The sequence below is a fragment of the Pseudoalteromonas phenolica genome (assembly GCF_001444405.1).
GTDB lineage: Bacteria > Pseudomonadota > Gammaproteobacteria > Enterobacterales > Alteromonadaceae > Pseudoalteromonas > Pseudoalteromonas phenolica.
Map to the genome: position 1 here is coordinate 170761 of NZ_CP013188.1, position 26446 is coordinate 197206.

The following is a 26446-nucleotide window of genomic DNA, read 5'->3' on the forward strand; positions in this document are numbered from 1 at the left end:
GCCTTCACTTATTAGTAAGTCTAAACCGAAAAAAATGGCATTTAATATGACATTCAATCAATACTACCGAGTATACGAAACAACCACCATGTTATGCATACGTATTCAGCATTGTGTAAAACACTAGATTAAGTGATCGTTAAGCGAAGTACGCCGCTTATTTTAATGACCACTCTTTCAGCTTTTCAATGACTTGCTCTTCAACAATTGGTTTTGTGATGTAGTCACTCATGCCAGCATCAAGGCATTTTTGTTTGTCGCCCTGCATGGCATTTGCAGTCATTGCAATTATGGGAATATTGGTATTATCCTCACCTGCTTCGCCTAATCGAATAGCTTGAGTTGCTTGATAGCCATCCATCTCCGGCATTTGACAGTCCATTAAAATTTGAGTGAATTTGGTTTCTGACTTTAATTTTTCAATGGCTTGCAAGCCATTTTCAGCAACTTCAGTTTTTATTCCTACATTACTTAGAATTTTCAGTGCAACGAGTTGATTGACCTTATTGTCTTCCACGAGCAGTACATGGGCTTGGTCAGCCCAGTTTTGCAGCTCATTAGAGTTTTCACTTTCAGCAGAGTTCGTGACAGTTAAACGTTTGCTCTCAAGCTGTTGCCTAAGTGACACGCTAGCTACCGCGAGGGTTTTTAACAGTGAGTCTTGTGTCATTGGTTTGTGGAAATAGGCATCAACGCCAAATTCAAAAACCTGAGCCTGAGTAAACTGTTCATTGATCCTGCCCATCATCACCAGCTTGATATTGGTAGAGGGAACATGCGCTCTGAGCGCTTTTGCTAAAGGAGCGCCTTGCATACATGGTAGATATTTGTCGAATAATATAATGTTAAAATCAACCGAGCGTTCAATTGCTTTATGCTCTAGTAAGCTTAAAGCAGACTCGCCACTCACGGTTTCAGTAACATTAACTCCCCACCTAACAAGTTGTTTTTTCATCGCTTGTCTACTAGAGCTATTAGCATCGATAACTAGCACATGAAGATTGAGATCACTCAAGTTATGTCGCTCGCATTCAGTGCCACTATGGACAAGACTCGTTATTTCGAAGCTACTGCCAACGCCAACTTCACTTGTTACATTAATGTCTCCGTTGAGAAGCTGACATAGCCTTTTAGTAATACTTAAACCAAGTCCTGTTCCTCCGTACTTCCTCGTAGTGGATGCATCGACTTGGCTAAAAGCATCAAATAAGGTGGCCAGTTTATTCTGAGGTATACCTATTCCTGTATCTCTTATTAAGCAGTGAAGTATATGCTCATTTTTGTTGTTTGTAGGTTCTAAATAAGCAGCAATAGAGATTTCACCATGTTCTGTGAATTTAATCGCATTACTGATAATGTTTGTTAATATTTGCCTTATGCGGCCAGGATCAGAGTAAATGTTATAAGCTTCTAATTCTGATAAATCTAATATAATTTCTACGCCTTTGCTTTGCGCATTTAAAGACATAGATTCTGCAAGTAACTCTATTAATTCTCTTAAATTAAACTCGATATGTTCTAGTTCGAGTTTGTCAGCCTCTATCTTAGAAAAGTCCAAAATGTCATTGATCAGTGTAAGGAGCGAGTTGGCGCTCGTTCTTGCAATATCTACGGTGTGTGCCTGTTCTGAATCTAACCGACTCGCTTTAAGTAAATTTAGCATGCCGATTACACCATTCATCGGTGTTCTTATTTCATGACTCATGTTGGCTAAAAAGTCTGATTTTAGTTGCGTGGCTTCTTCTGCTTTTTCTAATGCGGCTGCAAGATCCTTTGCTTGTAGTTCGAGTGACGCTGTTTTTTCAGTAACTTGCTGCTCAAGCCGAGTAACAAATTGCTTTTGTCTCGTTATTTCTAAATTTTGTAACCTAGTTCTCAGGTAGATTGCGGAGATAATTGCAGCTGCAGACAGTAACGCATATAGAGTATATGCCCACCAAGTTTGCCAAATAGGTGGAGACACATGCAGGTTAACAGTCAGAATATTTTCACTCCATTCGCCATTATTATTTGTCGCCTTGACCATAAACCTATAGTCGCCACCATCTAAATTAGTGAATGAAGCAATATTTCTGTTGCCTATCTCAATCCAATTGTTGTCATACCCTTCAAGTTTGTAGGCATAGTGGTTTTTATTTGGTGAAATAAAGTCTAAGACAGCAAATTCAAATGAAAAGACATAATCTAAATGGGAAAGGCTTATGTCTGTGACATATGAGTAGGGGACATCCAACTTCACTGGTTGTCCCATGATATTAAAGCCAGTTAAAATTAGATTAGGCTCTACTTGATTACTGCTCAAAGAAATAGAGCTAAAATACTCAATCCCACGTTGGCTGCTGGTAAATAAAGTATTATTGCTTGCTTTGACTAAGCTACTAGGGTAGTAATTCAGTCCTAGAAGGCCATCTTGGCTGTCAAAATTCCTAATAGTATTGTTTATTGGTGAGTATTTAGAGATGCCTTTGTTCGTTGTTAACCAAAGATAACCTTCAGCATCATCTGCAACGCCTCTGATTAAGTTAGTAGGTAAGCCATCTTCTTTTCTAACATGCTTGAAGCTCTGTGAGTCAGGCTGGTAAAGGTTTAAGCCTTTTTGCGTTGCAATCCATATCTCCCCTTCCTTGGTTTGATGAATGTCTTGAACAATACTGCCAAGTAAGCTGTCAGGGTTATACCGGTTGCTTTTAAATGGCATGAAAAACTGCATGTCTTCTTGCCAAAGGTTTGCACCATCGCCCGTACCTATCCACATATTATTTTTATTATCTCTAAATATCTCGAGCACTTCCGGGTGAGTGAGTCCATACGCAGAGTCTAAATGCTTGAATTGACCAGTTTTAGGGTTATAAGTGTAAACCCCGTTTTTATATGTCCCTATCCAAATATTTCCGAATCGGTCAGAGTTTAATGCACGTATCTCTCTAAATTCTTTGTGATTGGGATCATCTTTAGGGTAGGTAATTTGTTTAACTTCTCCGGTTAATAAATTGAATTGCGCGAGTCCCTCGTCTTGAGCTACCCAAAGAACTTCGTTACTTGAAAGATAAAGCACGGGTCGTTCAAGAAGGCGGTTATTATTGAATCCATTGTTAGCTGAAAAAATAGCATCGTTTAGCTTTATTAGCTTCTGTGATGACACTTTCCACCTAAATATTTCGGATTTAGAAGTGGCAATAAGTAAGTCCCCATTATCATCCGATAAGATCCCATTTGGGGCTACTAATTCTGGGTTTTGTAGTGATTTAAACTTTCTGTGTGGCACTAATTTATAAATACCTTGTACTTCATTAGTTATCCAAAGCGTTTTGGCACTGTCTTCAAAGATTATTCTCAAGCCATTATTGTTCTCTAGCTCTAGTTGCCTGATTTGATTATTAGCGGGATTAAATCTGAATACGCCTTTGCTGGTAACAAACCATATAAACCCTTCTTGATCTTGGATCATAGAATTTACTTGGCCTAGGTTTTCACCGTTAATATTACCGATAGGCAAAAACTCTTCTGATTCCAAGTTAAATGAAAATGGCCCTTGTTGGGTGCCAATGTAAATGCTGTGTTCTTTCGTCTTCAGAATATGGCGAATTTCATTAGCGCCAGTAGGCGTTTTGTTATCGGGCTCGGGAAAGTAATACGTAAATGAATTGTTTGTTTTGTCAACTAAATTTAACCCATAACTGGTCGCGACCCAAAGCATATCTGATTTGTGATTCTCGATGTCCCAAATTCGATTATGGGAAAGACCTGGCTCACCATTTATTGCTTTTTTTATGTGTGCAAATTGGTTTTTACCTAGATATTTATTTAGTCCTTGATCATAGGACCCTAACCAAATTGTGCCATCTTCATCGTGGTGGAGAGATTGAATACGGTTTGCTGAAATAGAGTTGTCACTTTTTGGGTCGTGGATATAGTTATCAAACTTGCCTGTCTTGGGGTTATATCGATTTGCTCCACCACCCCATGTGCCAATCCATACATTACCTTTTCTATCTAGCATTAAGTTACCGGCATCATTATGAGACAACCCGTTATCGCTCATGCTATCAAACTCGAATAAAGTGACCTTTCTACCGTCGTAACGCATTACGCCATTTTCTGCGGTACCAAACCAAATAAGCCCTTGTTGATCTTGAATGATCGAATATATTTCTGAGGATACAAAACCATCTTCAGCAGTGAGTTTTTTTACAGCGTACTCGTTAGCCAACAATGGAATTTGGGCATGGCTGTGACTCGATATAAAAATGAGAGCAATTAAGAGTGCACAGACAAAATTAAAGATTTTATGCATAAAGGGCTTTTGGTTTTTTTTGTTAACCGGCGTGCATTAAGATTAGTTTAAAAATGGGACTATTTCTAATTAATCTAAGTTAAGTTTCATTGATTTTTTAGCAGCTTATAAAAAGTTTTCAGCTTGGGTAAAGTACACAGAATATTTAAAAACATGCTTGGCAGAAAAACGTTTGATTGTTTATTTCTGCCATACATAATTACATTTGCATCGAAAATGCTGCTGCCCCTAATAATCCTGGCTGATTTTCTATGATCACATAAGTCGGTGCTTGGCGTGGAATGTGTGATAATCGGCCTTTGCTCTCAAAGCGCTCTCTGAATGCCGTTGATTTTAAGAAATCAACAAAGCGCGGCACTATGCCACCTGCGATATAGACACCGCCGAGGCTATTGCATGTTAGCGCCAAATTACCTGCAAATGCACCGAGTACGCGACAAAACACATTGAGTGCTAGGTTACAGTATTCACAGTCATTGCTTAAACCGCGCTCTGATACTTGCTGTGCTGAAAGCTTTTCAGTGTTTGGGTTTTGTTTAATGGCAGAAACAGCCTGATAAACCTGCTCTAAGCCATAACCCGACAATAATTGCTCGTAAGATACACGCTGCTTAATCTTGTTTAAGAAACGCAAAATCTCAATTTCGAGCTCGCCAACTGGGGCATAATCAACATGACCCCCTTCGCCACTGACACAGTGCCATTTGTCACCAACAGGAATTAGATTCGCAACACCTAGGCCGGTACCTGGGCCACACACTGAAATTGGTTTACCAGCAACGGCTTCACCATCACCGATTTTCACTTTTTGTGCATCACTCAAAAGTGGAATAGCCATGGCAATGGCAGTGTAATCATTAATCAGCGTTAAAGATTCAAGCTTTAATGTTTCTTTTAATGCCGATTGAGAAAACTGCCAAGGCAGGTTTGTCATTGAAATCAAATCATCATCCACCGGGCACGCGATGGCTAAACAAGCACTTAAGCGGCTGTTTTCTAATTGCTGTTCGCTGATATACAGCTTTAATACTTCAGCAAGACCGGCGTAATCAGCACATTTATAGGTACTGATATTGCGGTAATAGCCGTCGGCTTGCTCGTCGACAATGGCAAGACGAATATTGGTGCCGCCAATGTCTGCGATAATATGAGTGATGAGCTTTGCATTTGTTGTCATAATGGGCACCTATCTATTTAGGATCTTCGGCAATATTTTGTAAGCGATGATAAAAGTCGAGTGTAACGCCATTCGTCCAGCCAAAACCTTCTTGTACTTCGTATTCTCCGCCACTGGCAATATCAACGACCTGACATACATTATATTTCTCCATTAATTTGCCCGTTTGAGCAAAAATCGTTTCAACCGATTGAGTCCAATGTTGCATGATTTTTATAGCAAGAGAGTTGTGTTGATAGTTCATAAGACCTTGAACACTAAACCATTGCAGCGGTGCCCAGCCATTTGGTGCGTCCCATTGCTGCTTGGTTTCAGACAAAGTAGTGACCAGGCCGCCACTTTTTAAAAAAGCCCTTTCAAGTTTGTTGGCAACAGCCTGTGTTTGCTGCTCCGAAGCAACTTCGGCAAATAAGGCGACGCTTGCAGCTAATGACTCTACCTCTGAGCGTTTATTTTCGATATGGTCATAGTCAAAATAAAACTGTTTTTCATCACACCATAAGTACTGATTGATTGCGTGTTTTCTTTGTTCGGCACGAGTTATATAGTCATTTTGCTTTTTCTCATTACCTGTTATTTCAAAACAGTGGGCGAGATTCGTCTCAAGCTGTAGCATTAAACAATTCAAATCAACGGGCACAATTGCGGTAGTTTTCACAGACATTAAGTCGTTTGGATTGGCTAACCATCTCGAGCTGAAATCCCAACCTGACTCGCAGGCAGCACGAATATTGCGATAGAAATCTGAGCGCTGTTCTTCTGGGAGTGTTAAAGCCATCTCATAATCTTCTCGATACGACTCGGGCCTAGGTGTTGCTGCATTATCCCAATAGCGATTAAGCAAGCTGCCATCAGGCATTTTTACCACTCTCAGTGTTTGCGTATTTTCTCCATTTAGCGTGTCAGCGCCTTGCATCCAAAACTGATACTCAGATTCTATGGCATCAATATATTGGCGGATAAAGTCGTTACGATCGGCTTTTTGTTCGGCGAGTAACATAACGAGTAATGACATAACTGGGGGTTGTGAACGTGTTGCATAGTAGCTACGGTTACCATTTGGGATGGTACCCACACGCTTGAGAAGACTCACCATATTATTGAGCATACTTTCGACAATATCGATTTTTCCCGAATGGATCAGACCAGCAGCGGTGAAGTAACTATCCCAGTAATAGATTTCTTGAAACCGACCTCCGGGCACAATGTATGGATTCTCTAAAGCGATTAAAGAACTTTCTACTTGGGTGTCCGCTGGCTTTTGTAAAATATCCCAAAGACGTTCGATGTGCTCTTTGATGTCACTGGTCTTTTGTGATGCTGATAACTCCCTGACATGTTCAAGCTCAAAATGCGTTGAAACAAACTCAACTAAATCAAAGGTTGTACAATCTTTTTGCGTGGTATAACGAGCAAGTGTATCTGCATAGCTGGTTTTGGGTTTTGCGTCGGCAAACGTTTTACTATCTTTGAAGATTGCTGCAAGTTGCACGCGTTGAAACAGCTCGCTTTGGAAAAACGCGACGCTTTCATTACAAAATGACTTCATTGAAATGACCTATAAAAATTACTGTGAAACACGTGCTGTGGCAGTGCGAAAACCTCGCAGAGCGATGAAAACACCGAGCATGGGTATTAAAGAAAGATAAAACGCAGTTTGACCATCAAAAAACTCAAACACAGTGCCGGTAATAATTGAACCTGTCGTCCCGCCAAGTGCTGAAAATACCACGATAAGTCCTGTCATTGGCGCGTGTTTTTCGATTTCTAATGAGCTCAACATAATAGAGTTTAATACCGGATAAATAGGCGCCATTAAAAGCCCTATAAGTGGCAGCAAGTAAGCCGCTAATGGCAAATCGCTTAAGCTAGAAATGTCACGAGCTTCAATGCTCTGTGTTAGAGGTAAGATGCCAATTATTAAAGCTGCCATGCCGATAATGCACACCTGTAGGAAGCGATACCAATTAACATGCTTTAGTATTTGCCCTGCGAGTAACCTGCCTGCGGCGAGAGAAGCTGCGAATATACTGGTCATTTGCACGCTGATATCGACGGGCAACTGGAGAATTTCGCGATTGAAAGTAGGTAACCAAGTGCTGATCCCTTGCTCAATTAAGACATACAAGAAAATTGAAATAATAAAAATCAGGACTAATGGTTGGTAACTCATCTTCAGCATAGAGATAAACGCATCAGCAAAGTTCACGTTCTTTTCTGAAGATACAGGTGCTTTAATCGGTGAAAAAGCAACTAAAACACTGGTAAAGATGAGGAGTGCGGCCAATACATAGTAGACATTGAGCCATGCAAGAGACTGCAAGTTATTGGTGTCTATAAAGTAACTAAATAACCAATAGCCAATTAAACTACCCACCATAAAAATCCCCTCAACGGTATTGAGTGTTGATGAATGAGATTTTTCTGAATCTGATATTTGTCCAATGATTGAGTAAACAGACACTTTAACGAGAGCGAACGAAGCACCAATACACGCGAACAGTAGCTTTATAACTATGAAATTACCAAAAACGGGTGCCGCTAAGCTGGCAGCAGTGACTGCTAAAAGCCCGGTTAATAACGCTATTTTGTAGCCGATACGAGGAATAAATGCGGCTACTAAAAATGACACAATGGCGATGGGTAAATCTTTAAACCCTTCTAATGTGCTTGCTTGCACTTTAGAAATTCCAAAGCTGTTTATGGATTGCAAAATGACCGTACCAACGCTATTCAGCAAGATAGCGAAGATAAAGTAACATGCTGAAATAGCAACTAAAGTGACAAGTCTGGACATGCTAAATACCTAGTTGTTACTACCCGTTAGTGATAGTTATTTATTGTGGTTGATTTAGCTAGTCTATGCCGATAAAAAAACAAATGCAAACGTTTGCATTTTTGATTTCTAAAATTAATAGTGTCATTCTTGGAGAGAAATGCAGGCACTAAACGATAGCAAGGTTCTGAAATTTAATAACTTTCAGGTGTGGAACGTCGCTTGATCAGTTCAACTTCAAGTACTTTGCTTTGAGCTGGTTTTTGCTCAAATTGACAAATTAACTGCTCAACCATCAATTGAGCTGCCAAATCAGTATCTTGTCGCACAGTAGTGAGTGCAGGGTGGAAGAGTTCAGCCATGTTTATATCATCGAAACCAACTACGCTAACATCGCCGGGAATACTGACATATCGCTCTTTAAGTGCTTTTAAAGCACCAAATGCTACCATATCACTGACGGCAAAAATGCCATCAAAAAATAGCCCTCGATTTAAAATTTCTTGATTTACTTTTTCATAAGCTGCTTTACTGGTGATATCGATATCTATGGTCAGGCTAGGGTCAAAATGAAGTTCAGCTTCTTTTAATGCTTGCTGGTACCCAAGGTAGCGCTGCGCCATTTCAGTGTGCTCGGTGTCACCAAGGAATAATACTTTTTTACACCCACTTTCAATAAGTTGCTTGGTAGCCAAATAGCCACCGTATTGGTTGTCACTGCCAACAATCGGGTAATTTTTATTGAGTTTTGGGTCGCCCCAGACTACTAAAGGCGCTTTTGCTGTAACGACATCATTGACGTTATCCTCGCTTTTTCCTTGACCAACAATGATTAAACCATCAGCGCGTCGGCTGCTGATGAAATAACTAGCCCAGTCACTATCAGCCATCATTGAGTTTGAAAGCAGCATTTCATAACCCGCTTTGTTAAGTGCGAGGTTCAATGCACTGACCATTTTGAGTAAAAAAGGGTCATTGATGCTTTGTTCAGTATGATCTGTGAGGTTCAGAATCACTGCGACGACATTGGTTTTTTGCGTTCGTAATTGGCTTGCCGCATGATTAATACTGAAGCTGTGTTCTTTGGCTAATGCTTGAATTCTTTCTCTAGTTTCTTTTTTTATCAATGGGTTATCTCTTAATGCACGAGAAGCCGTTGAAGTAGAAACGCCAGCGAGTTTTGCTAATCCAGTTAGCGTTAAGCGAGACTCTTGAGTCAAAGCCACATCCTCAATTTTAAAATAGACGGTAAGACAAGGACATAATGCAAAAATTCGGTAATTTTTGCAAACGTTTGAAAAAATGGTTTGCAAACGTTTGCAAAAGCTCATATGTTAAATAACAAGTATTGACTTTTAAGCAACATAATCTCAAAGGTTTAATACGCCCTAATGCAACAAACGCTACACTTAATCCGTGTAATGAGAGTAGCGATTGTTTAAATGACAACGAAGATAAAACACGCTAGGGGACAACAGCAAATGAGCAAAAAGTTTTCTTATAGTGCGATTGCATGTGCAATATCAGCAACGCTACTCAGCCAAACAGTTATGGCTGAAGATGCTGCGAAAGACGAGCAAAAGATAGAACAAATCGTCATCAGTGGTACACCAGGTGGTAATGGGATCAGTAAAAAAGATGCCAGCTTCGCCGTAACAAACTTAGACATTTCACTTATTGAAAAGTTATCTCCTAAAAGTACGGCAGACTTGTTTAAAGCGGTACCTGGCGTGTGGGTAGAAACTTCGGGTGGTGAATCAGGTGCGAATGTATTTGTACGTGGTTTTCCAGGTGGTGGTGATGCACCATTCTTAACATTATCGTTAGAAGGTTCGCCAGTTTATCCTGCACCGACTTTGTCATTTTTAGAGAACTCCTCGCTATTTCGTATCGATGAAACCATCGAAACGATGGAGGCTCTAAGGGGAGGTCCAAACCCTGTTGTATCAAATGGCCAGCCGGGTTTAACGACTAACTTTAGATTAAAGCGTGGCAGTGAAGACACAGAAGCGCTTGCGAAGTATTCAACTTCTGACTACGGCTTACAGCGTTTAGATTTGGTGTTAAGTGGTGAGCTCTCTGACGACTTTTATTACATGATTGGTGGCTACATCAAGCGTTCACAAGGTATTCGTGATGCTGGCTTTACTTCAGAAAGAGGTCAGCAATTTACGATTAACCTGACCAAAGAATTTGATAACGGTGAAGTCAACGTCTACACCCGCCAAACCGACGACACAGGTACTTGGTATTTGCCTACCCCACTTAACGTAGAAGGGGTCGATGCGGGGTATACCCAAATCGGTACTCTAAACCGTCAAGCACAAGTGTATTACGGTGAAAGTGACCATGCTCAAACCTTTGATTTTGGTGAAGGCCGAGGTTGGAACGGTCATGTGTCAGGCGGTAGTATTAAGTTTGAATTAGGCAATGGTTGGGAGATCATCGACCGCTTTAGCCTAACGCAAGGTAAAGCTAACACATATGGATTAGTACCAAATGGCTCTGCAACAACGGTCGCCGAGGTTGCTGATGATGGTGTTTCTGCGCTGGGTGCAGTTACAGGAAAAGAGTATGCGAGTGACACGCCTGTTCAGCAAATTGGTCGCTGGGTTGTGCTCAAAGACATTGAAGCTTTCACAAATGATCTTGCAGTATCAAAATCGTTTGGTGACTTAAGCATGTCAGTGGGCCTATACAATGCTTCAACATCAGCAAAAGATTGGTGGACACTTGGAAACCATGCGTATCATGTACTTGAAGCGGGTGGTGAAATGCTATCGGGCATTGAGTGTAACGATGATGTAGAAGGGTGTGGCTGGAACTATGACATCAACTCGACTGGAGATGCAACAACATCAGCATTGTATACAACACTGAGCTATGAGCTGAATGACGACATTACTCTTGATGGTGGCATACGACGCGAAACGCACGAAGTGGAATATTCTGTAGATGAAGGTCTTGATGGGGTTATAAACAAGACGGTGTCTTATGAGCAAAGCAAAACGTCATGGACTGCTGGAATTAACTACAGCTTGAATGATGAAATGGCTGTATTTGGTCGTGTGAACCAAGGCTACAAAATGCCTTACTTTGATGACTTCAGAGACAATTATGGCGTGTATTCGTCGGGTGAAGACTTAATCAAAGAAGTCACTCAAGGCGAGCTTGGTTATAAATACATGACTGATAGCCTACAAGCATTTGCGACTTTCTTTAGTAATGAAGTGAAAGGTGACACGTTTGTAAGAAGACCTGGTGATCCAGCAGAAATTCTGACAAACGAAGCATATGGTGTAGAACTTGACATGAACTACGAGGCGGAGCAAGGCTTCAAAGTTCATTTGAATGCGACTTTACAAGAAACTGAAATTACCGAAAGCCCGAATAATGCAGGTAATGAAGCACAGCGTCAGCCAGCTTGGCAAGTTCGCTTAACACCAAGTTATGAATTTGACTTAGGTGACGACCAATACTTGACGGTTTACGGTACATTATCTTCAGTTGATGACCGTTGGGGTAACAACGAAAACACCGTGGTATTGGGTGGGTATAGCAAGGTTGATTTTGGTATTTTGTATGAACCGTCAGAGCGCGTGAAAATGCAATTAGCAATTGATAATGTGACGGATAAAATGGGCATTACCGAGGGTGATCCACGTAACCCAACATCGCCAAATGGCCGATATATTCTACCAAGAAGCGTAAAATTCAGCGTATCTTACGCGATTTTCTAAATTAAAGACTTTTAGCTAGCACAAAGGCCATACGTTTCAACGTATGGCCTTTTTTGTTCGGTATTAAAGAAGCTGAAAGTCTAAAGGTGAATAGGTGGCATAACTAAATTGTTATGCCACCTCAAAGTTAGATTAGCTTTGCATCGCATAAGCCGCAGCACCCAATAGGCCCGGCTGGCTTTCTGTGATCACATAAGTTGGCGCTTGACGCGGAATGTGTGATAAACGGCCTTTATTTTCAAAGCGCTCTCTAAACGCAGTTGATTTTAAGAAATCAACAAAGCGCGGCACTATGCCACCTGCGATATAGATACCGCCGACGCTATTGCATGTTAGCGCTAAATTACCTGCAAATGCACCGAGTACGCGACAAAACACATTGAGTGCTAGGTTACAGTATTCACAGTCATTGCTTAAACCGCGCTCTGATACTTGCTGTGCTGAGAGCTTTTCAGTGTTTGGGTTTTGTTTAATGGCAGAAACAGCCTGATAAACCTGCTCTAAGCCATAACCCGACAATAATTGCTCGTAAGATACACGCTGCTTAATCTTGTTTAAGAAACGCAAAATCTCAATTTCGAGCTCGCCAACAGGGGCATAATCAACATGACCCCCTTCGCCACTGACACAGTGCCATTTGTCACCAACAGGAATAAGATTCGCAACACCTAACCCTGTACCTGGGCCACACACTGAAATTGGTTTACCAGCAACGGCTTCACCATCACCGATTTTCACTTTTTGTTCATCACTCAAAAGTGGAATAGCCATGGCAATGGCAGTGTAATCATTAATAAGCGTTAAAGACTCAAGGTTTAATGTCTCTTTTAAAGTCGATTGAGAAAACTGCCAAGGCAAGTTTGTCATTGAAATTAGATCATCATCCACCGGACACGCAATGGCTAAACAAGCACTTAATCGGCTGTTTTCTAATTGCTGCTCGCTGATATAGAGCTTTAATACTTCGGCAAGACCGGCGTAATCAGCACATTTATAGGTGCTGATATTGCGGTAATAGCCGTCGGCTTGCTCGTCGACAATCGCAAGACGAATATTGGTGCCGCCAATGTCGGCGATAATACGGGTTAAAGACTCAGACTGTTGTGTTGTCATGTTATTGAACCTGTAGTGTCAATGGCTGATGCTGCCAGTTAAATTTCACCGTTAAGGTGCTGTTTTTATTATTCCAATCATAAGATTGAATGATTTGGTCGCCTACCTTAACCTGCTTTGGCTGCTGTTGCCAGTTATGGATTTTTAAGGTGATTTCACGTGCTTTAGGTATGCCCTTGTAGCCTTTGCCCTGGCGCATAAGCAGCATGCCCAGTTGGCTATTATTCTGCTTCGCTGCGAAGTTAAGTAGTTCAAACTCTCCGCGTTTGTCGGCATTCATGGTGTGGCCATCGTCTTCATACATACTGCCTGTAGCATTTTGTACTTGGTTATCGGCCCAATAATGTAAGGTTAGGTGCTCAGAGCTGTAGTTTTGCGTGGTTTGGAACTTCTCAACCATAGGCACAAATGCCCCCGCTTTAACGAACACAGGGATTTGCTCAAGGTTTATCTCGACTTTATGTGTTTTGCCGCCTTCCAACTTTTTGCCAGTGAAGTAGTTAAACCACACACCTTCTGGCAACGTGACGTCGACAGAACTTAAATTAGCTGAGGTAATAGGGTGTACAAAAAACGCATCGCCCCATAGGTAGCTGTCTTTGTTCGAAAGGTCTGTATTGGCAGCGTCATCCATAAAAGTTGGTCGCATCAGCGGGAGACCCGATTGGCTATTCTGATACGCTAACGTGTAGTTATAAGGCATCATTTGGTATCTAAGTTCGATGAACTGACGCAAAATATCTTGCGTTTCTTTATCGTGGAATACCACTTCTGAAGGAATATGTTCTTGACCATGCGGGCGATAAATTGGTTGGAACACACCGTATTGTAACCAACGGATATACAACTCTTTATTAAACTGCTCACCACCGGCAAAACCACCTAGGTCAGAGTGCGTATAACCCAAACCAAACATACCCATTTGCAGTGATAACTCAACTTGCGGTTTTAATCCGCCCCAAGTTCTATTCACATCCCCAGTCCAAGGCACCATGCCGTAGCGCTGAGAGCCAGCAGCACCTGCACGCATTAAAATAAATGGACGTTGTTCAGGTTGCGTCGTTTGTAAATGTTGAAATAACATTTTTGCCCATTGATGGCCGTAGGCGTTATGAATGGCATCGGCAGACACTTGCTGGCCATTATCTAGGGTGTGCAATGCATCACTCGGGTGTACTTCTGGTTCACCTAAATCGCCCCACCAACCTTGTACACCTTGTTCAGCAAGTTCTTGATAAATATTATTAAACCAGTTTCGACCTGTGTCGTTGAAGACGTCGACAATGCCGGTATTACCAAAGTAAAAATCAAACGTTTTTGGGTTGCCTTCGACATCTTTTGCCAGCACTTTTTGTGAAACTGCATCATCCCAGCGTTTTGAACTTGAAAGAATAAATGGCTCAGTGATCAAAATAGGTTGAATGCCTTGCTCACGTAGTTCGCGCAGCATTTTTTCAGGTTCAGGAAACGCGTCTTTATCCCAAGCGAGGTTGCCCATATGGCCCTGAATGTCTTTACCAAACCAATATAAGTCAATGATGATGGAGTCGAGCGGGATATTCAGCGCTTTGAATTTAGCAACTGTGTCCATTACTTCTTGTTGTGTGCGATAACCAAAGCGTGAGGCAAAATTACCAAACGCCCAGCGAGGTAATATGGGCTGTGTGCCACTGATATCGGTGTAGTTGGCGATCAGCTCTGGGTAAGAATCACCTGCAACAACAATATAAGCGTTACGTCCTGCCACAGCTTCAAACTGCAAAACATTGTGTTCAGACTTTGCTAAATCAACCCAGCCTTTGGCGCTGTTATCGAATAGCAACATATATTGTTTATTCGACATCACCGCAGGCAAGCTGTAATTCATTTGTACTGATTCAGTTTCGTAGCCGTAATGCGCACGGTTGTATAGAGGTAAACGATGGCCGCGGCGATCCATACCTAATACGCGCTCACCTGTGCCAAGTAATTGCTCACTGTCATTTAAGTTAAAGCGAACACCATGTACGTTATGTGTTTGAGTTTGGCTGTCTTGCTGTTCAATCACTGTGCCTGAGTAAAAGCCTTGTTCTTCTTTTACTAGTAATTGTTTGCCTTTAAAGTAACTGACTGAATAAGGCTGCGTGGTAATTTCGACACGCATATTGCCTGCTGAGCCAACAAGCACATTGCCTTGCTGTGAAGCCTTCTGACTAAAGAGTAAGGTATGGTCTTGGTGTGTTTCACTGATGGTATAAGAAGGCAGGTTACTTGCCGAAACAGCAGCTTGTTTGGCATTGAATACCGCTTCAATGGCACTGTCATTCAATGCTGAGAAGGTAACATCACCCAGTGTTGTGGTAACCGTCAACTCACCATTTTGATAGCTGTGAGACACATATTTATGCGCTTTTGATGCAATGGTATAAGGTTTGTCATTGTTCTTATTTTCAACAGCTTGCACTGTAATGAGTGGATTTAAAACCAGTCCTGTAACTAGGCTAATACCCAAAAAAACTTTACTCACACCCAACCTCTTTGTCATTTTTCTTGATGATTGCATCATAGCGTCATTCATAAAACTGCAAATCCTGAATACGTATGCAAAGGCTGTTACGAAAAAATCATAACGCGTATTCTTTATGACAATATTATAACGACTATCCGATTATGCCTCGGGTCTTTTAAAACTCAGTGCCACTAACTGTGACACTGAGAACAAAATGAGGTGTAGGGCGATGAAGAAGAGTCTTTGGGGTTTTAAATGAAAGAACAAATGTGGTGGCGCGGCGCCGTTATTTATCAGGTATATCCACGCAGCTTCTATGATGCCAACCAAGATGGTATCGGTGATATTCCGGGTATCATCGCAAAATTAGACTACATCAAAAGCTTAGGTGTAGATGCGATTTGGGTATCGCCATTCTTTAAATCTCCTATGAAAGACTTCGGCTACGACATCAGTGATTATCGCGATATTGATCCGCTATTTGGTCAGTTATCAGATTTTGATGAGCTGATCGCCAAAGCCCATGACCGTGGCATTAAGATCATGATTGACCAAGTATTGAGTCATACATCTGATCAACATGCTTGGTTCTTAGAAAGTCGTGAAGATAAAACTAATGACAAAGCTGATTGGTACGTATGGGCTGATGCTAAGCCAGATGGCACACCACCAAATAACTGGATGTCGATTTTTGGTGGTGTTGCGTGGACGTGGGAACCGCGCCGTCAACAATACTACCTGCACAACTTCTTAACCAGTCAGCCAGACCTTAACTTCCATAACCCAGAAGTACGTCAAGCAACCCTTGATAATATTGAGTTTTGGCTAAAACGTGGTGTAGATGGCTTCCGTTTAGATGCAATTAACTTTTGCTTTCATGACGCGCAATTACGTGACAACCCGCCTAAAGCGCAAGAGCTGCGTACCAATATCGGTTTTGACTCAAAGAACCCGTATGCGTATCAGTATCACTATTACAACAATACCCAAGATGAAAACTTGGGCTTTATGGAAGACATTCGCGCACTATTAGACAAGTACCCGGGCACAGTCGCACTTGGTGAAATCTCGTCTGAAGATTCATTAAAAACCATGGCGGAGTACACCCAAGGTGATAAGCGTCTTCACATGGGGTATAGCTTTGATCTGCTAACAGATGACTTTAAAGCAAGCTACATTAAGCAAGTCGTAGAGTCATTAGAAGCACGCGTATCGGATGGTTGGCCATGTTGGTCTGTGTCGAACCATGATGTTATTCGTGTTGCGAGCCGTTGGGGCAGAACACAAAACGCTGAAGGTAATGCAACACTCGCGAAAATGTTGTATGCGATGATTTCATCACTGCGCGGAAGTGTTTGTAGCTATCAAGGTGAAGAGCTTGGCCTAGTTGAAGCTGAAATTGCTTACGAAGACTTACAAGACCCGTATGGCATTACGTTCTGGCCACAGTTCAAAGGCCGTGATGGTTGTCGTACTCCACATCCTTGGGAAAGCCAAAAAGACAATGCAGGTTTTAGTACTGCTAAACCTTGGTTACCTGTGCCTGAAGCGCATTATACTACCGCAGTAGATACCCAAGAGCATGATGAAAACTCAGTACTAAATAGCTACCGTCATTTCAGTGCATGGCGTAAAGGCTTTGAAGCAATTCTTTACGGTGACATTGAGTTTATTGATACGCCGGAGCCAATTCTTGCGTTTAAACGTAGCTACAATGGCCAGACACTTTTAGTCTGCTTTAACCTAAGTAATGAAACGCAAACCATCAGCCTTGAGGAGTTAGGTGTAAGTGAGCTATCACTTATTACAGATCATAAGCTTGTGACAGCGACCATTAATGACAACAACTTAGAAATGCCAGCGTTTGCGAGCGTTTATGCAAAGCTTTCTTAATTGAAAGTAAGCATGATACCAATCCTCAAAATAGACTAATTAATTTAGAGGATTGGTATAAAAAAGGAGATCCTATGTTTAAATCACCACTGAATAAAATTGCCTTATCGCTGATGTTAGCGACAGGTCTTACAGCGTGTAGCCAATCAGCGAATACAGCAAAAGAGTCAGCAGCGCAGGCGAATACCGCAGTTGCAGCGACCAATGTTGAACAGTTTGAGCGCAAAGCGGCTAAACTGACACCGTATCAGCAACGAGATTTTCGTGATGAAGTATTCTACTTTGTGTTGCCAGACCGTTTTTATAATGGCGATCCGAGTAACGATATGGGCGCTGCCGAACACGATACTAAACGTGCGTTATCTCGTGGTGGTTTAGACGTCACTCACAAAGGTATGTATCACGGTGGTGACTTAGCAGGTTTAACTAAAAAACTGCCTTACCTAGATAACATGGGTATCACCGCGATTTGGTTAACGCCTGTGCTACGTAACCGTGCAATGCAAGCCGATACATCGGGTTACCACGGTTATTGGATCTTAGATTTTACCGAGATTGACCCACACTGGGGTTCAAACGCTGAGCTTAAAAACTTCATTGATCAAGCACACGAACGCAATATCAAAGTGTACTTTGACATCATCACGAACCACACGGCTGACGTGATCAAATACGAACAGTGTCATGGTAAAGATGGCCTAGGATGGTTGGTTGAAGGTGACCGCTGTCAGTTTAAAGACAGCAATACACCAGAAAGCGAGCGCTATAAGCCACTGATCCCTAAAGGCGAAGAAGTAGTTAAAGTACCCGCTTGGCTAAACGACATTGATTTATATAACAACCAAGGTGACTCACATTGGTCGGGCGAAAGCTCAATCAAAGGTGACTTTGCTGGGTTAGACGATGTCGACACCACACAACAAAAAGTGGTTGATGGCATGATCGACATCTACAAAAACCTGATCACCGAGTTCAAGCCTGACGGTTTTAGAATTGATACAGTAAAACACGTAGACATGTCATTCTGGGAGCAGTTCTCGCCGGCACTGATGGATCATGCTGCCTCATTAGGTATCAACAACTTTATGATGTATGGCGAAGCGTATAGCTTTGAGCCAGAACTACTTAGTACTTTCTTAACTGAAGGTAAAATGCCATCGGTACTCGACTTTGCACTGCAAGGCAGTATTGAAGCGGTTGTGGTGAATCAAAAAGGTACAAGTGAACTGACTAAGCTTTTCGCGAAAGATCATTTATACAAGCATGAAGATGGTTTTAATGCCAATCACCTTGTGAGCTTTACGGGTAACCATGATATGGGCCGTATTGCATATCGCTTAAAGAGCAGTGACTTTAACTATAGTGAAAGCGAAATGGTTGAACGGACTCTGCTTGCCCATGCTCTTATGTATTTTAGCCGTGGCGTACCGGTAATTTACTACGGTGATGAACAAGGTTTTGTGGGTGACGGTGGCGACCAAGATTCAAGACAAAACATGATGCCATCATTTGTTAAAACCTATAACGATGATGACCTGTTAGCCACAGATAAAACCACAGCTGACGACAACTTTGATACATCGCACTTGTTCTATCAGCGTTTTGCTGAATATGCTGAGCTATATCAAGCGCATATCGCACTACGTCAAGGTGAGCAAAGCATTCTATTCTCACAAGATGAGCCTGGCTTATTCGCCATCAAACGTGCGTATCAGGGTGAGCAAGGTAAGCAAAACCTAGCGGTTATCTTTAATACCAGCACGAAATCTCAGAGCATTAAGCCGACTGGGATGAGTGAAAATGCGAAACTGATTTATCAATCAGCTGAAGGTGAAAAAGGCCAAGTAGCGGGCCTTGGATTTAGCGTTTATCAGCTAGATTAATCTAATAACAAAGGCCAATTCATCACGCCGAAAAAAGCCCCATTTGCTTATGCAGATGGGGCTTTTTTGTTTATTGTCTGAGTTAGCTATCTCAAAAACGCAAGCTGCTCATAGTGCTCTAGAAATATTTCAAGATTAGGTGAGAGTGCAATAGGAGTAAATTTCACGTCTTCGACTTGTTCGGTCTTGCTTACCCTGACGACATCTTCCTCAGCAAATTGCCAATATTGTTGATCATACTTAGGGCCTCTGACTGCTCTAAGTAAAGATTTATAGTAAGCCCTATAATGCTCGCCAAGAACTTCATCGACTTCTTCGAGTGTGATGCGAATATTATTGTTTAGTTCTAACCATTCTTTTGATTTTTTTAGCTGTTGCTCAAATGGAAAGGCCATCATGCTTTCTACTGCGACTTCATCGAATAGCTTAATATTTTTCTGTGCGTCTTTTAGGTTGGCTTTTAAGCCAGCGCAAAGCGCATCACAGGTTGCTGTTTTAACCCTGTTTAAAAGCTGCTGCTGCAGTAACTTTAGCTGCTCAATGTACTGCGTATTTAATGTGATTAAATGGTAGGCCTGATCTTTATGCTGCCAAGGTGTTAATGCAATTGCTTTTTCTGAATTTTGAATCAGTGAATTTAGTTGGAATAAGAATTCATTTAACTCAATGATATTCCATTCTATTGGTGCTTCATTTAGCAATCGCTGCCCTTGTGAAATTAAAGCAGAGTGTTTGTTTAATAAGGTATGGGTGCTTTTCACTAACTTTTGTAACACATCGTCGCTGAGGATCTGTTTAAGAATAGTGTCTGCCGCCATTGAATTGTCTAATTGTTTTGCCTCAGCGGCTAAATTAAATGCAGTTATCAGCTCTTTTTGAGTAAGGTGTGCTTGTGACTGTGAGACTTTTTTAATGGCTGCTTTATGTTGCTGTGCTCGTTGTTGCCACGATGTCTCACCGAGTTCAACAAGTTGCTGCGCGAATTGATATTGGCTTTGGTGATCTCGTTGCACTTCAGCTTGGTAGTAACTCTCTTCAAGTTTACTTTCTTTGCTACAGGCGGCCAGTAGGCAAACACTTAAAAATATTAGACTTTTTCTCATAACAATCACTGTTTTCCGTAACCTGAAAGTTACTATAGTGGAAACAGGTTTGAAATGTAACCATTATTATTTGGCATTTTATGTTTAATTAGTAATGCTTTTTTTACTATAAGGTTAACTTTTAGTAAATAGGTACAGTTTTGTTTATTGTTACTAAAATCAGTCGCTTATGGTAGTTGACTCAGTTGTTCACATTGTATACGGTTATTGTTTAATAAAAATAATAACCAAGGATTGTAGCAAGTGATTGAAGTTAAAAACTTATATCGCGAATACGGTAGTGGGGAAACGCGCGTCACCGCGTTAAGTGATGTTTCTATATCCATTGATGAAGGCGAATTCGTTGCCATCATGGGCTCGTCAGGCTCTGGAAAATCAACGCTCATGAACATATTGGGCTGTCTAGATACGCCGACACAGGGTGAATACTTTTTGTCGAGTCAGTCTATTCAAGATATGCGCGATGAAGACTTATCAAAAATAAGAAACGAGCGTATTGGCTTTATTTTCCAAACCTTTCACCTTTTAACCCGTTTGAGTGCACTTGAAAATGTCACTCTGCCGCTGCGTTACAGCGAGACTTCACCAGAAGAAGCCAAACAAAAAGGCTTAGCCATGCTTGCCAAAGTCGGACTTGATCATCGAGCAGGGCACAAACCGAATGAAATGTCGGGTGGTCAAAGACAAAGGGTGGCCATTGCCAGAGCCTTAGTGAATGAGCCTAAAGTTATTTTTGCCGATGAGCCTACGGGTAATTTAGACAGTAAAACCTCTCACGAAATAATGTCACTGTTATGTGACTTACACGCTCAAGGGCACACTATTGTGATGGTGACCCACGAAGATGATATTGCCGAGTATGCAAAGCGTATTATTAGAATGAAAGATGGCGTGAAAATAGAGGACAGCCGCCGATGAAAGCTAATTTAAAACAAAGCACATTAAAGCCATTGTGTTTGGCTATGTTACTTTCAAGTTCAATGTTCAGCGCGGATAGCTATGCAGAGGATGTTCAAAGTATTTTCATCACAGGTGAAGTCAAAGCAGGAGATAGCCAAACTTTCTTTTCGCCACAAAGCGATACTTGGCGTGTGCAAATTGAATGGATGTTGCCAGAAGGCGAAGTGGCGAAGCCTGGCGATGTGGTGGTGGTATTCGAAGGCGGCTCTATCGCCAGCACCATAGAGCAAGATGAAGTGAGTCTTAATAATGCGCAAGACGAATTAAAAAGGCAGCAGAATAAAGGCCTGCAGGCGATTTTAGAAGCTGAATTTGCTTTAACGCGCGCAGAGCTTTTACTTGAAAAAGCGAAGATAGACGCCGCAGTGCCGAAAAGTCACGTTAGCGTGTTCGACTACGAAGAAAACCAACTCAAACTTGAGCAAGCGGTGATCCAAAAGCACAAAGCCAAAGCCAGTCTAGCTGAAGCAAAAACCACAGCGCAGGTGAATATTCGTAAACAAGAAATTGAAATCGCACGTTTACAAATTAACTTAAAAGAAAACCGAGAGCGCTTAAACGATTTAACCCATAAAGCAACCAATCAAGGCCCAATTCTGTATGCAAACCACCCTTGGTATGGCTCTAAGCTATTTTCGGGGGCGACTGCACAACCAGGCTGGAAAATTGCTGAAATTCCAGCAATGACAGGGCTTTATCTTGAGGCTTGGGTACATGAAATTGACTACAAGCACCTTACTCTAGAACAAAGTGTTAATTTGACCCTAGACGCCTACCAAAAAACACCTATTACAGCTAAGTTAACTAATTTATCGACACAGCCAGAAGAGCGTCAAGAGTGGGGAAAAGACGCCTATTATCGTGCTGTTTTCTCATTTGATGAAACACAAAAGCTAAAAATACTACCGGGGATGACAGGCCGCGTGCGTTTGCAAGGAGATCAAAGTGAATAAGTTTAAATTAGGCGTACTAGCCAGTATTGTCGCTTTATCATTAGCAGGCTGTGGCAGTGATGAGTTTGACTATCACACTGTCGAGAAAACCAGTTTTCAGTTGGCTGTACAGGCCAATGGTGAACTAGAGTCGGCAAAGCAGTCGTTGATTGCACCACCTTCCATTGCTCGCATGTGGCAATACAAGGTGAAGTTTTTAGCACCAGAAAACAAGCAAGTAAAAAAAGGTGAGGTGGTTGCGGCATTTGACGATAAACCCGTGCGCGATCGCTTAATTGATAAAAACAGCGAATATGATCGCGCAGTCAAAGAGCTTGAGAACCAAAAAGCACTCGAAATTAAAAACCAAGAAGAGCTTAAACTAGCCCTTGCCGAAGCACAGATGAATTTTGATATTGCTGAGCGTAAAGCTGACATTAACGATGATTCGCTTTCAGACAACGATAAGCGCAAGGCGCAGATAGATTTCACCATTGCTAAAAATGACCTAGAGCTGGCACAAAAAAAATTAGCATTTCAAAAAGAAACCAAAGAGCTCAATATTCGATTGGCTGAAGGCAAAGTCGGCCGTTTGAAGGCCGAAGTAGACGCTCTAAAGCAAGACATAGAAAGGCTTAAAGTCAAAGCCCCTATGGATGGCATTGTGATGTATTACAGCAATGCCAGTGGCGAAAAGCCGACTGTGGGTGAAAGTGTGCAATTTGGCCAGCCGGTTATTGAGATGGCTGTAATAGAAGACATGCAGGTGAAAGCGCAAATTGATGAAGCAGACTTTGGCCGTATAGCCCTTAATCAACATGTAAAAGTGACTATAGATGGGCCTGAGCCGCTCATTACTTCAGGTAAAATAACCACTATAGGCAGTGCTTTTCGTGAAAAATCACCACAAGATAAACGCCGCATAGTCGATACGTTGATCACCTTAGATGACATCGATGCTGCGATCATGCGTCCAGGGTTAACTGCTCGGGTAGAAATTGCTACAGATAAAATTGAAAACGTTTTAGTTGTGCCTATCTCTGCAGTACACAGTGACCAGTTAAATGGTACTCAATCTAGCGCTTATTTAATCGAAAAAGACGGTGACAAGGTGCCTGTTCAGGTCGGTAATATCAGTAATGGTTTTGCAGTGATCACTAAGGGTATAAAGCAAGGTGATGAGGTACGTCTATGAAATATTTAGCGATAGTGATCAGTGCATTATTCCTAACTGCTTGCTCTGAACCTGCAGAAGTCAATGCACAATTAACCTATACAGTTAAAACAGCGCCATTTAAGAACTATGTTGAGGCAAAGGGCGAATTAATCGCAGCAACAGAAACAGTGATCAGTACGCCAGCTTCATCTCGTGGCCCACAAACGCTCGCTTGGTTAATGCCTGAATATTCGCAAGTTAAAAAAGGCGAAGTGGTAGCGCGATTTGACGGTCGTGTTATGAGTAAGCAAAAGCGCGAAAGTGAATTTTCAAACGACAAGGTCTCACAAGACTTGTCTGGCAAAAATACTGAAATTGACACAAGAAGAAAGCATCTAGGGTATGACATTGATATTGTTGAAGAAGAAAAGCAATTTGCTGAAACCTTCTCAATTGATGATGTTCGCATCATCTCCAAACTCGATATCTTAGAGCAGGCGCAAAAGGTCGATTATCTGAATGCCAAAACGGACTATTTTAATTGGCAATCAGAGCAATTTAATAGCAGTGCTCAAGGTGAGTTGGACCTCTTAAATATGCAAAGTCAGCAGCACCAAAGCAAAATTGATATGCTCAATGGTAACTTGTCGTCATTAGAAGTGGTTGCCCCCCACGATGGCTTGTTAACGCACAGTGTAAACTGGCGCGGCGAAAAGCCTAGAGCTGGTCAAACACTTTGGCCGGGGCAGAAAATTGCGGGTTTACCAGATATCTCGGTGATGCAAATTAAGTTATTCGTGAAAGAGCGTGAAGCCATTAACTTGCAACAAAATCAAACGCTGGAGTTTTCTTTGATCTCAGATCCGAGCAAAACTTTTACAGGCAAAGTGACCAAACTTGCGCCATTTCCTAAATCAATCAAACGCCAAGACCCTCAAAAATACTATGAGCTGACTGCCAGTATTGATGAGCAAGGTGCACATTTGCGACCTGGTTTAAAAGTCGCAGCCAATATCATTGCCAACCAAGCAGCCGAAAAACTGGTAGTGCCTAAGTTTAGTGTATTTGCCGATGAAGACGGTGCGTATGTGCAACTTAAAACGGCCTCGGGTTTTAGCAAAACCCCTGTGAGTTTGGGACAAAGCAACTTAAGCCATGTCGAAATTACCCAAGGCCTCTCAGAGGGAGATGTGATTGCTTTGGTCGATAAGGAGGGCAAATTATGAATCTAGTGGGCTTATTTAAAGATGCGGTAGTACAGCTACAGCAACATAAACTACGCACCTTTTTGACACTGCTTGGCATGATCTTCGGTGTAGGTGCCGTAATCGCCATGCTCAATATTGGTGAAGGCGCTCAGCGTGAAGCATTGAAAATGATCGACTCCATGGGTCTAAACAATATCATTGTTGAAGCGAAAGATTTTGAAGAAGAAGAGCTGAGAGAGCAACGTAAACACTCAGATGGTCTGTCGCTCAATGATGGTAAAGTCGCCGTTGAAGCCTTGCCTTTTATCACTGATTTTGCTGCAGAAAAAGTGGTCGAAACCTACCATGTATTCAGTGAATACGCTAAGTTCGAAGGCCAAGCCGTGGGGGTCAGTGAAAATTACTTTAAGCTGGCACATTTCGATTTAAGTGCAGGGCGTTTGCTAAACGAGCAAGACGGACAACACTTTTCTCAAGTGGCGCTGCTCGGTGCCAATACCGCTAAAACCTTGTTTCCACTTGGCGATGCGGTAGGCAAGTCAGTCAAAATTAACCATCTGTGGTTTGAAGTCGTAGGTATTTTAGAAGCGCCATTTTTGAAAAAGAAAGAGTTTCAAGGGGTGAAGCTAGGCGACGAACAAAACCAGATTTTTATCCCGTTAAAAACAGCCATTCACCGTTTTAAAAGTGAATTACTCGACCCTGAAATATCGCGCATTAAGCTGGCAACTGAGCCGGGCTTTAGCCCAGTGATGGCCGCACAAGCCATTGATGCCTTGGTCAAGGGGCGTCATAACGACATTGATGATTACAAGCTGATTGTGCCTGCAGCGTTATTAGCACAGCAAAAACAAACCCAGCAAATTTTTAATATCGTAATGTCGTGCGTGGCAGGCATTTCACTGCTGGTGGGCGGTATTGGTATTATGAATATCATGTTGGCAACAGTGTTAGAGCGCACCAAAGAAATCGGCTTACTGCGCGCCATTGGTGCCACGCAAAAAGACATTCAAGTTCAATTCATTACAGAGAGTTTTACTATCTCAATCTTAGGTGGTTTGCTTGGGGTGTTTTTCGGTATCGCTTTATCTGAGTTGATCGCCTTCTATTCAGAATGGGCAGTATCTTGGTCACTCAGCGCCATCGTTTTATCTTTCAGCATCTGTGCATTGGTGGGCCTGACATTTGGTGTTTACCCAGCGATTAAAGCGTCAAAACTTGATCCGATAGAAGCACTGCAGAGTGATTGATTTAAGGTGAAGTAAGCGAGTTAGCTAGGGATGAGTTAGCGAGCTGAAAGCAACAATCTTAAAATTAAAGACACAAAACGCAGGTGCAGAAATGTGCCTGCGTTTTTTTAATTATATTTATATCTAATCGAAATGATTTTAATCCTTGAAGATACGCTAATTTTTGTAGGCACAGGTTTATTCGGCATAAAAAAAGCGCAATGTAAAATCGCGCCTACAGCAATTACCTGTTTAGTTTTTTGAATGTAGGCCGTCGTTTACGGCGACAAAGTTTTTATGCTCCGGTAGCACCGACTTTATGCCGGGTATTTTATGTCGCCATGGTTTGAATATTTTGTCGGGCTGAAGCCCGACCTACAACATGAATTTACCTAGAATCCCGGAACCAACTAATCCTGTTGGCGCTGGCTTATCCTGAGCATAAAAGCGCGATATAAAATCGCGCCTACAGCAATCATCTATTTAGTTTTTTG

16 protein-coding genes are annotated in these 26446 nt (G+C 41.9%); 8 read left to right on the forward strand and 8 right to left on the reverse strand.

The window, feature by feature from the left end; genetic code table 11:
• Positions 1-157: 157 nt before the first annotated feature.
• From PP2015_RS18050 to PP2015_RS18070, 5 genes are all read right to left on the reverse strand, one after another.
• Positions 158-4294, reverse strand: coding sequence for a hybrid sensor histidine kinase/response regulator (locus tag PP2015_RS18050; protein ID WP_083496671.1), 4137 nt, complete (start codon positions 4292-4294; stop codon positions 158-160).
• A gap of 199 nt (positions 4295-4493) precedes the next feature.
• Positions 4494-5471: a glucokinase gene (locus PP2015_RS18055; protein WP_058031894.1), complete on the reverse strand. Its 978-nt coding sequence runs from the start codon at positions 5469-5471 to the stop codon at positions 4494-4496.
• Between the two features lie 13 nt (positions 5472-5484).
• Positions 5485-7020, reverse strand: coding sequence for an alpha,alpha-trehalase TreF (treF, locus tag PP2015_RS18060; RefSeq protein ID WP_058031896.1), 1536 nt, complete (start codon positions 7018-7020; stop codon positions 5485-5487).
• A gap of 18 nt (positions 7021-7038) precedes the next feature.
• Positions 7039-8268 (reverse strand): MFS transporter, encoded by a 1230-nt coding sequence (locus tag PP2015_RS18065; protein WP_058031898.1) that lies wholly within the window; start codon positions 8266-8268, stop codon positions 7039-7041.
• A 173-nt stretch (positions 8269-8441) separates the two neighbouring features.
• Positions 8442-9467, reverse strand: coding sequence for a LacI family DNA-binding transcriptional regulator (locus PP2015_RS18070; RefSeq protein WP_157599111.1), 1026 nt, complete (start codon positions 9465-9467; stop codon positions 8442-8444).
• Between the two features lie 261 nt (positions 9468-9728).
• Here PP2015_RS18070 and PP2015_RS18075 point away from each other — a divergent pair, with 261 nt between their 5' ends.
• Entirely contained in the window at positions 9729-11987 is a 2259-nt protein-coding gene (locus tag PP2015_RS18075; RefSeq protein WP_058031900.1) for a TonB-dependent receptor, read from the forward strand.
• Positions 11988-12119: 132 nt separating this feature from the next.
• Here the strand turns inward: PP2015_RS18075 and PP2015_RS18080 are convergent, their stop codons facing one another.
• Together PP2015_RS18080 and PP2015_RS18085 are read right to left on the reverse strand one after the other, a co-directional pair.
• The gene (locus PP2015_RS18080; RefSeq protein ID WP_058031902.1) at positions 12120-13100 is read right to left on the reverse strand and encodes a glucokinase; all 981 of its coding nucleotides are present in this window, start codon (positions 13098-13100) and stop codon (positions 12120-12122) included.
• A gap of 1 nt (position 13101) precedes the next feature.
• Entirely contained in the window at positions 13102-15606 is a 2505-nt protein-coding gene (locus tag PP2015_RS18085; protein ID WP_227009272.1) for a TIM-barrel domain-containing protein, read from the reverse strand.
• Positions 15607-15843: 237 nt separating this feature from the next.
• Between PP2015_RS18085 and PP2015_RS18090 the strand changes: the two genes are divergently transcribed.
• Positions 15844-17481 (forward strand): alpha-glucosidase family protein, encoded by a 1638-nt coding sequence (locus tag PP2015_RS18090; protein ID WP_058031904.1) that lies wholly within the window; start codon positions 15844-15846, stop codon positions 17479-17481.
• A gap of 74 nt (positions 17482-17555) precedes the next feature.
• Complete coding sequence (locus PP2015_RS18095; protein ID WP_058031905.1) at positions 17556-19364, forward strand: alpha-amylase family glycosyl hydrolase; 1809 nt, start codon at positions 17556-17558, stop codon at positions 19362-19364.
• An 86-nt stretch (positions 19365-19450) separates the two neighbouring features.
• On the opposite strand, the gene PP2015_RS18100 is transcribed toward PP2015_RS18095, so the two are convergent.
• Complete coding sequence (locus PP2015_RS18100) at positions 19451-20467, reverse strand: hypothetical protein (protein WP_157599112.1); 1017 nt, start codon at positions 20465-20467, stop codon at positions 19451-19453.
• A gap of 243 nt (positions 20468-20710) precedes the next feature.
• Here PP2015_RS18100 and PP2015_RS18105 point away from each other — a divergent pair, with 243 nt between their 5' ends.
• The 5 genes from PP2015_RS18105 to PP2015_RS18125 are packed head-to-tail and all read left to right on the forward strand — an operon-like array spanning position 20711 to position 25973.
• Positions 20711-21385: an ABC transporter ATP-binding protein gene (locus PP2015_RS18105; protein WP_058031907.1), complete on the forward strand. Its 675-nt coding sequence runs from the start codon at positions 20711-20713 to the stop codon at positions 21383-21385.
• Positions 21382-22380 carry an HlyD family secretion protein gene (locus PP2015_RS18110; protein ID WP_058031908.1) on the forward strand — a complete coding sequence of 333 codons (999 nt, stop codon included), beginning with the start codon at positions 21382-21384 and terminating at the stop codon, positions 22378-22380. Before PP2015_RS18105 ends, PP2015_RS18110 begins: the two co-directional genes overlap by 4 nt.
• Positions 22373-23554 carry an efflux RND transporter periplasmic adaptor subunit gene (locus PP2015_RS18115; RefSeq protein WP_058031909.1) on the forward strand — a complete coding sequence of 394 codons (1182 nt, stop codon included), beginning with the start codon at positions 22373-22375 and terminating at the stop codon, positions 23552-23554. Before PP2015_RS18110 ends, PP2015_RS18115 begins: the two co-directional genes overlap by 8 nt.
• Positions 23551-24741 (forward strand): efflux RND transporter periplasmic adaptor subunit, encoded by a 1191-nt coding sequence (locus PP2015_RS18120; RefSeq protein ID WP_058031910.1) that lies wholly within the window; start codon positions 23551-23553, stop codon positions 24739-24741. Before PP2015_RS18115 ends, PP2015_RS18120 begins: the two co-directional genes overlap by 4 nt.
• Positions 24738-25973 carry an ABC transporter permease gene (locus PP2015_RS18125; protein ID WP_058031911.1) on the forward strand — a complete coding sequence of 412 codons (1236 nt, stop codon included), beginning with the start codon at positions 24738-24740 and terminating at the stop codon, positions 25971-25973. Before PP2015_RS18120 ends, PP2015_RS18125 begins: the two co-directional genes overlap by 4 nt.
• The last annotated feature ends 473 nt before the right edge of the window (positions 25974-26446 follow it).

Bases quoted from the DNA above. Each gene is read 5' to 3' on its own strand.
- PP2015_RS18055 (WP_058031894.1), bottom strand. From the start codon at position 5,471: ATGACAACAAATGCAAAGCTCATCACTCATATTATCGCAGACATTGGC.
- PP2015_RS18095 (WP_058031905.1), top strand. From the start codon at position 17,556: ATGTTTAAATCACCACTGAATAAAATTGCCTTATCGCTGATGTTAGCG.
- PP2015_RS18075 (WP_058031900.1), top strand. From the start codon at position 9,729: ATGAGCAAAAAGTTTTCTTATAGTGCGATTGCATGTGCAATATCAGCA.
- PP2015_RS18120 (WP_058031910.1), top strand. From the start codon at position 23,551: ATGAAATATTTAGCGATAGTGATCAGTGCATTATTCCTAACTGCTTGC.
- PP2015_RS18080 (WP_058031902.1), bottom strand. From the start codon at position 13,100: ATGACAACACAACAGTCTGAGTCTTTAACCCGTATTATCGCCGACATT.
- PP2015_RS18065 (WP_058031898.1), bottom strand. From the start codon at position 8,268: ATGTCCAGACTTGTCACTTTAGTTGCTATTTCAGCATGTTACTTTATC.
- PP2015_RS18090 (WP_058031904.1), top strand. From the start codon at position 15,844: ATGAAAGAACAAATGTGGTGGCGCGGCGCCGTTATTTATCAGGTATAT.
- PP2015_RS18100 (WP_157599112.1), bottom strand. From the start codon at position 20,467: ATGAGAAAAAGTCTAATATTTTTAAGTGTTTGCCTACTGGCCGCCTGT.
- PP2015_RS18110 (WP_058031908.1), top strand. From the start codon at position 21,382: ATGAAAGCTAATTTAAAACAAAGCACATTAAAGCCATTGTGTTTGGCT.
- PP2015_RS18125 (WP_058031911.1), top strand. From the start codon at position 24,738: ATGAATCTAGTGGGCTTATTTAAAGATGCGGTAGTACAGCTACAGCAA.
- PP2015_RS18050 (WP_083496671.1), bottom strand. From the start codon at position 4,294: ATGCATAAAATCTTTAATTTTGTCTGTGCACTCTTAATTGCTCTCATT.
- treF (WP_058031896.1), bottom strand. From the start codon at position 7,020: ATGAAGTCATTTTGTAATGAAAGCGTCGCGTTTTTCCAAAGCGAGCTG.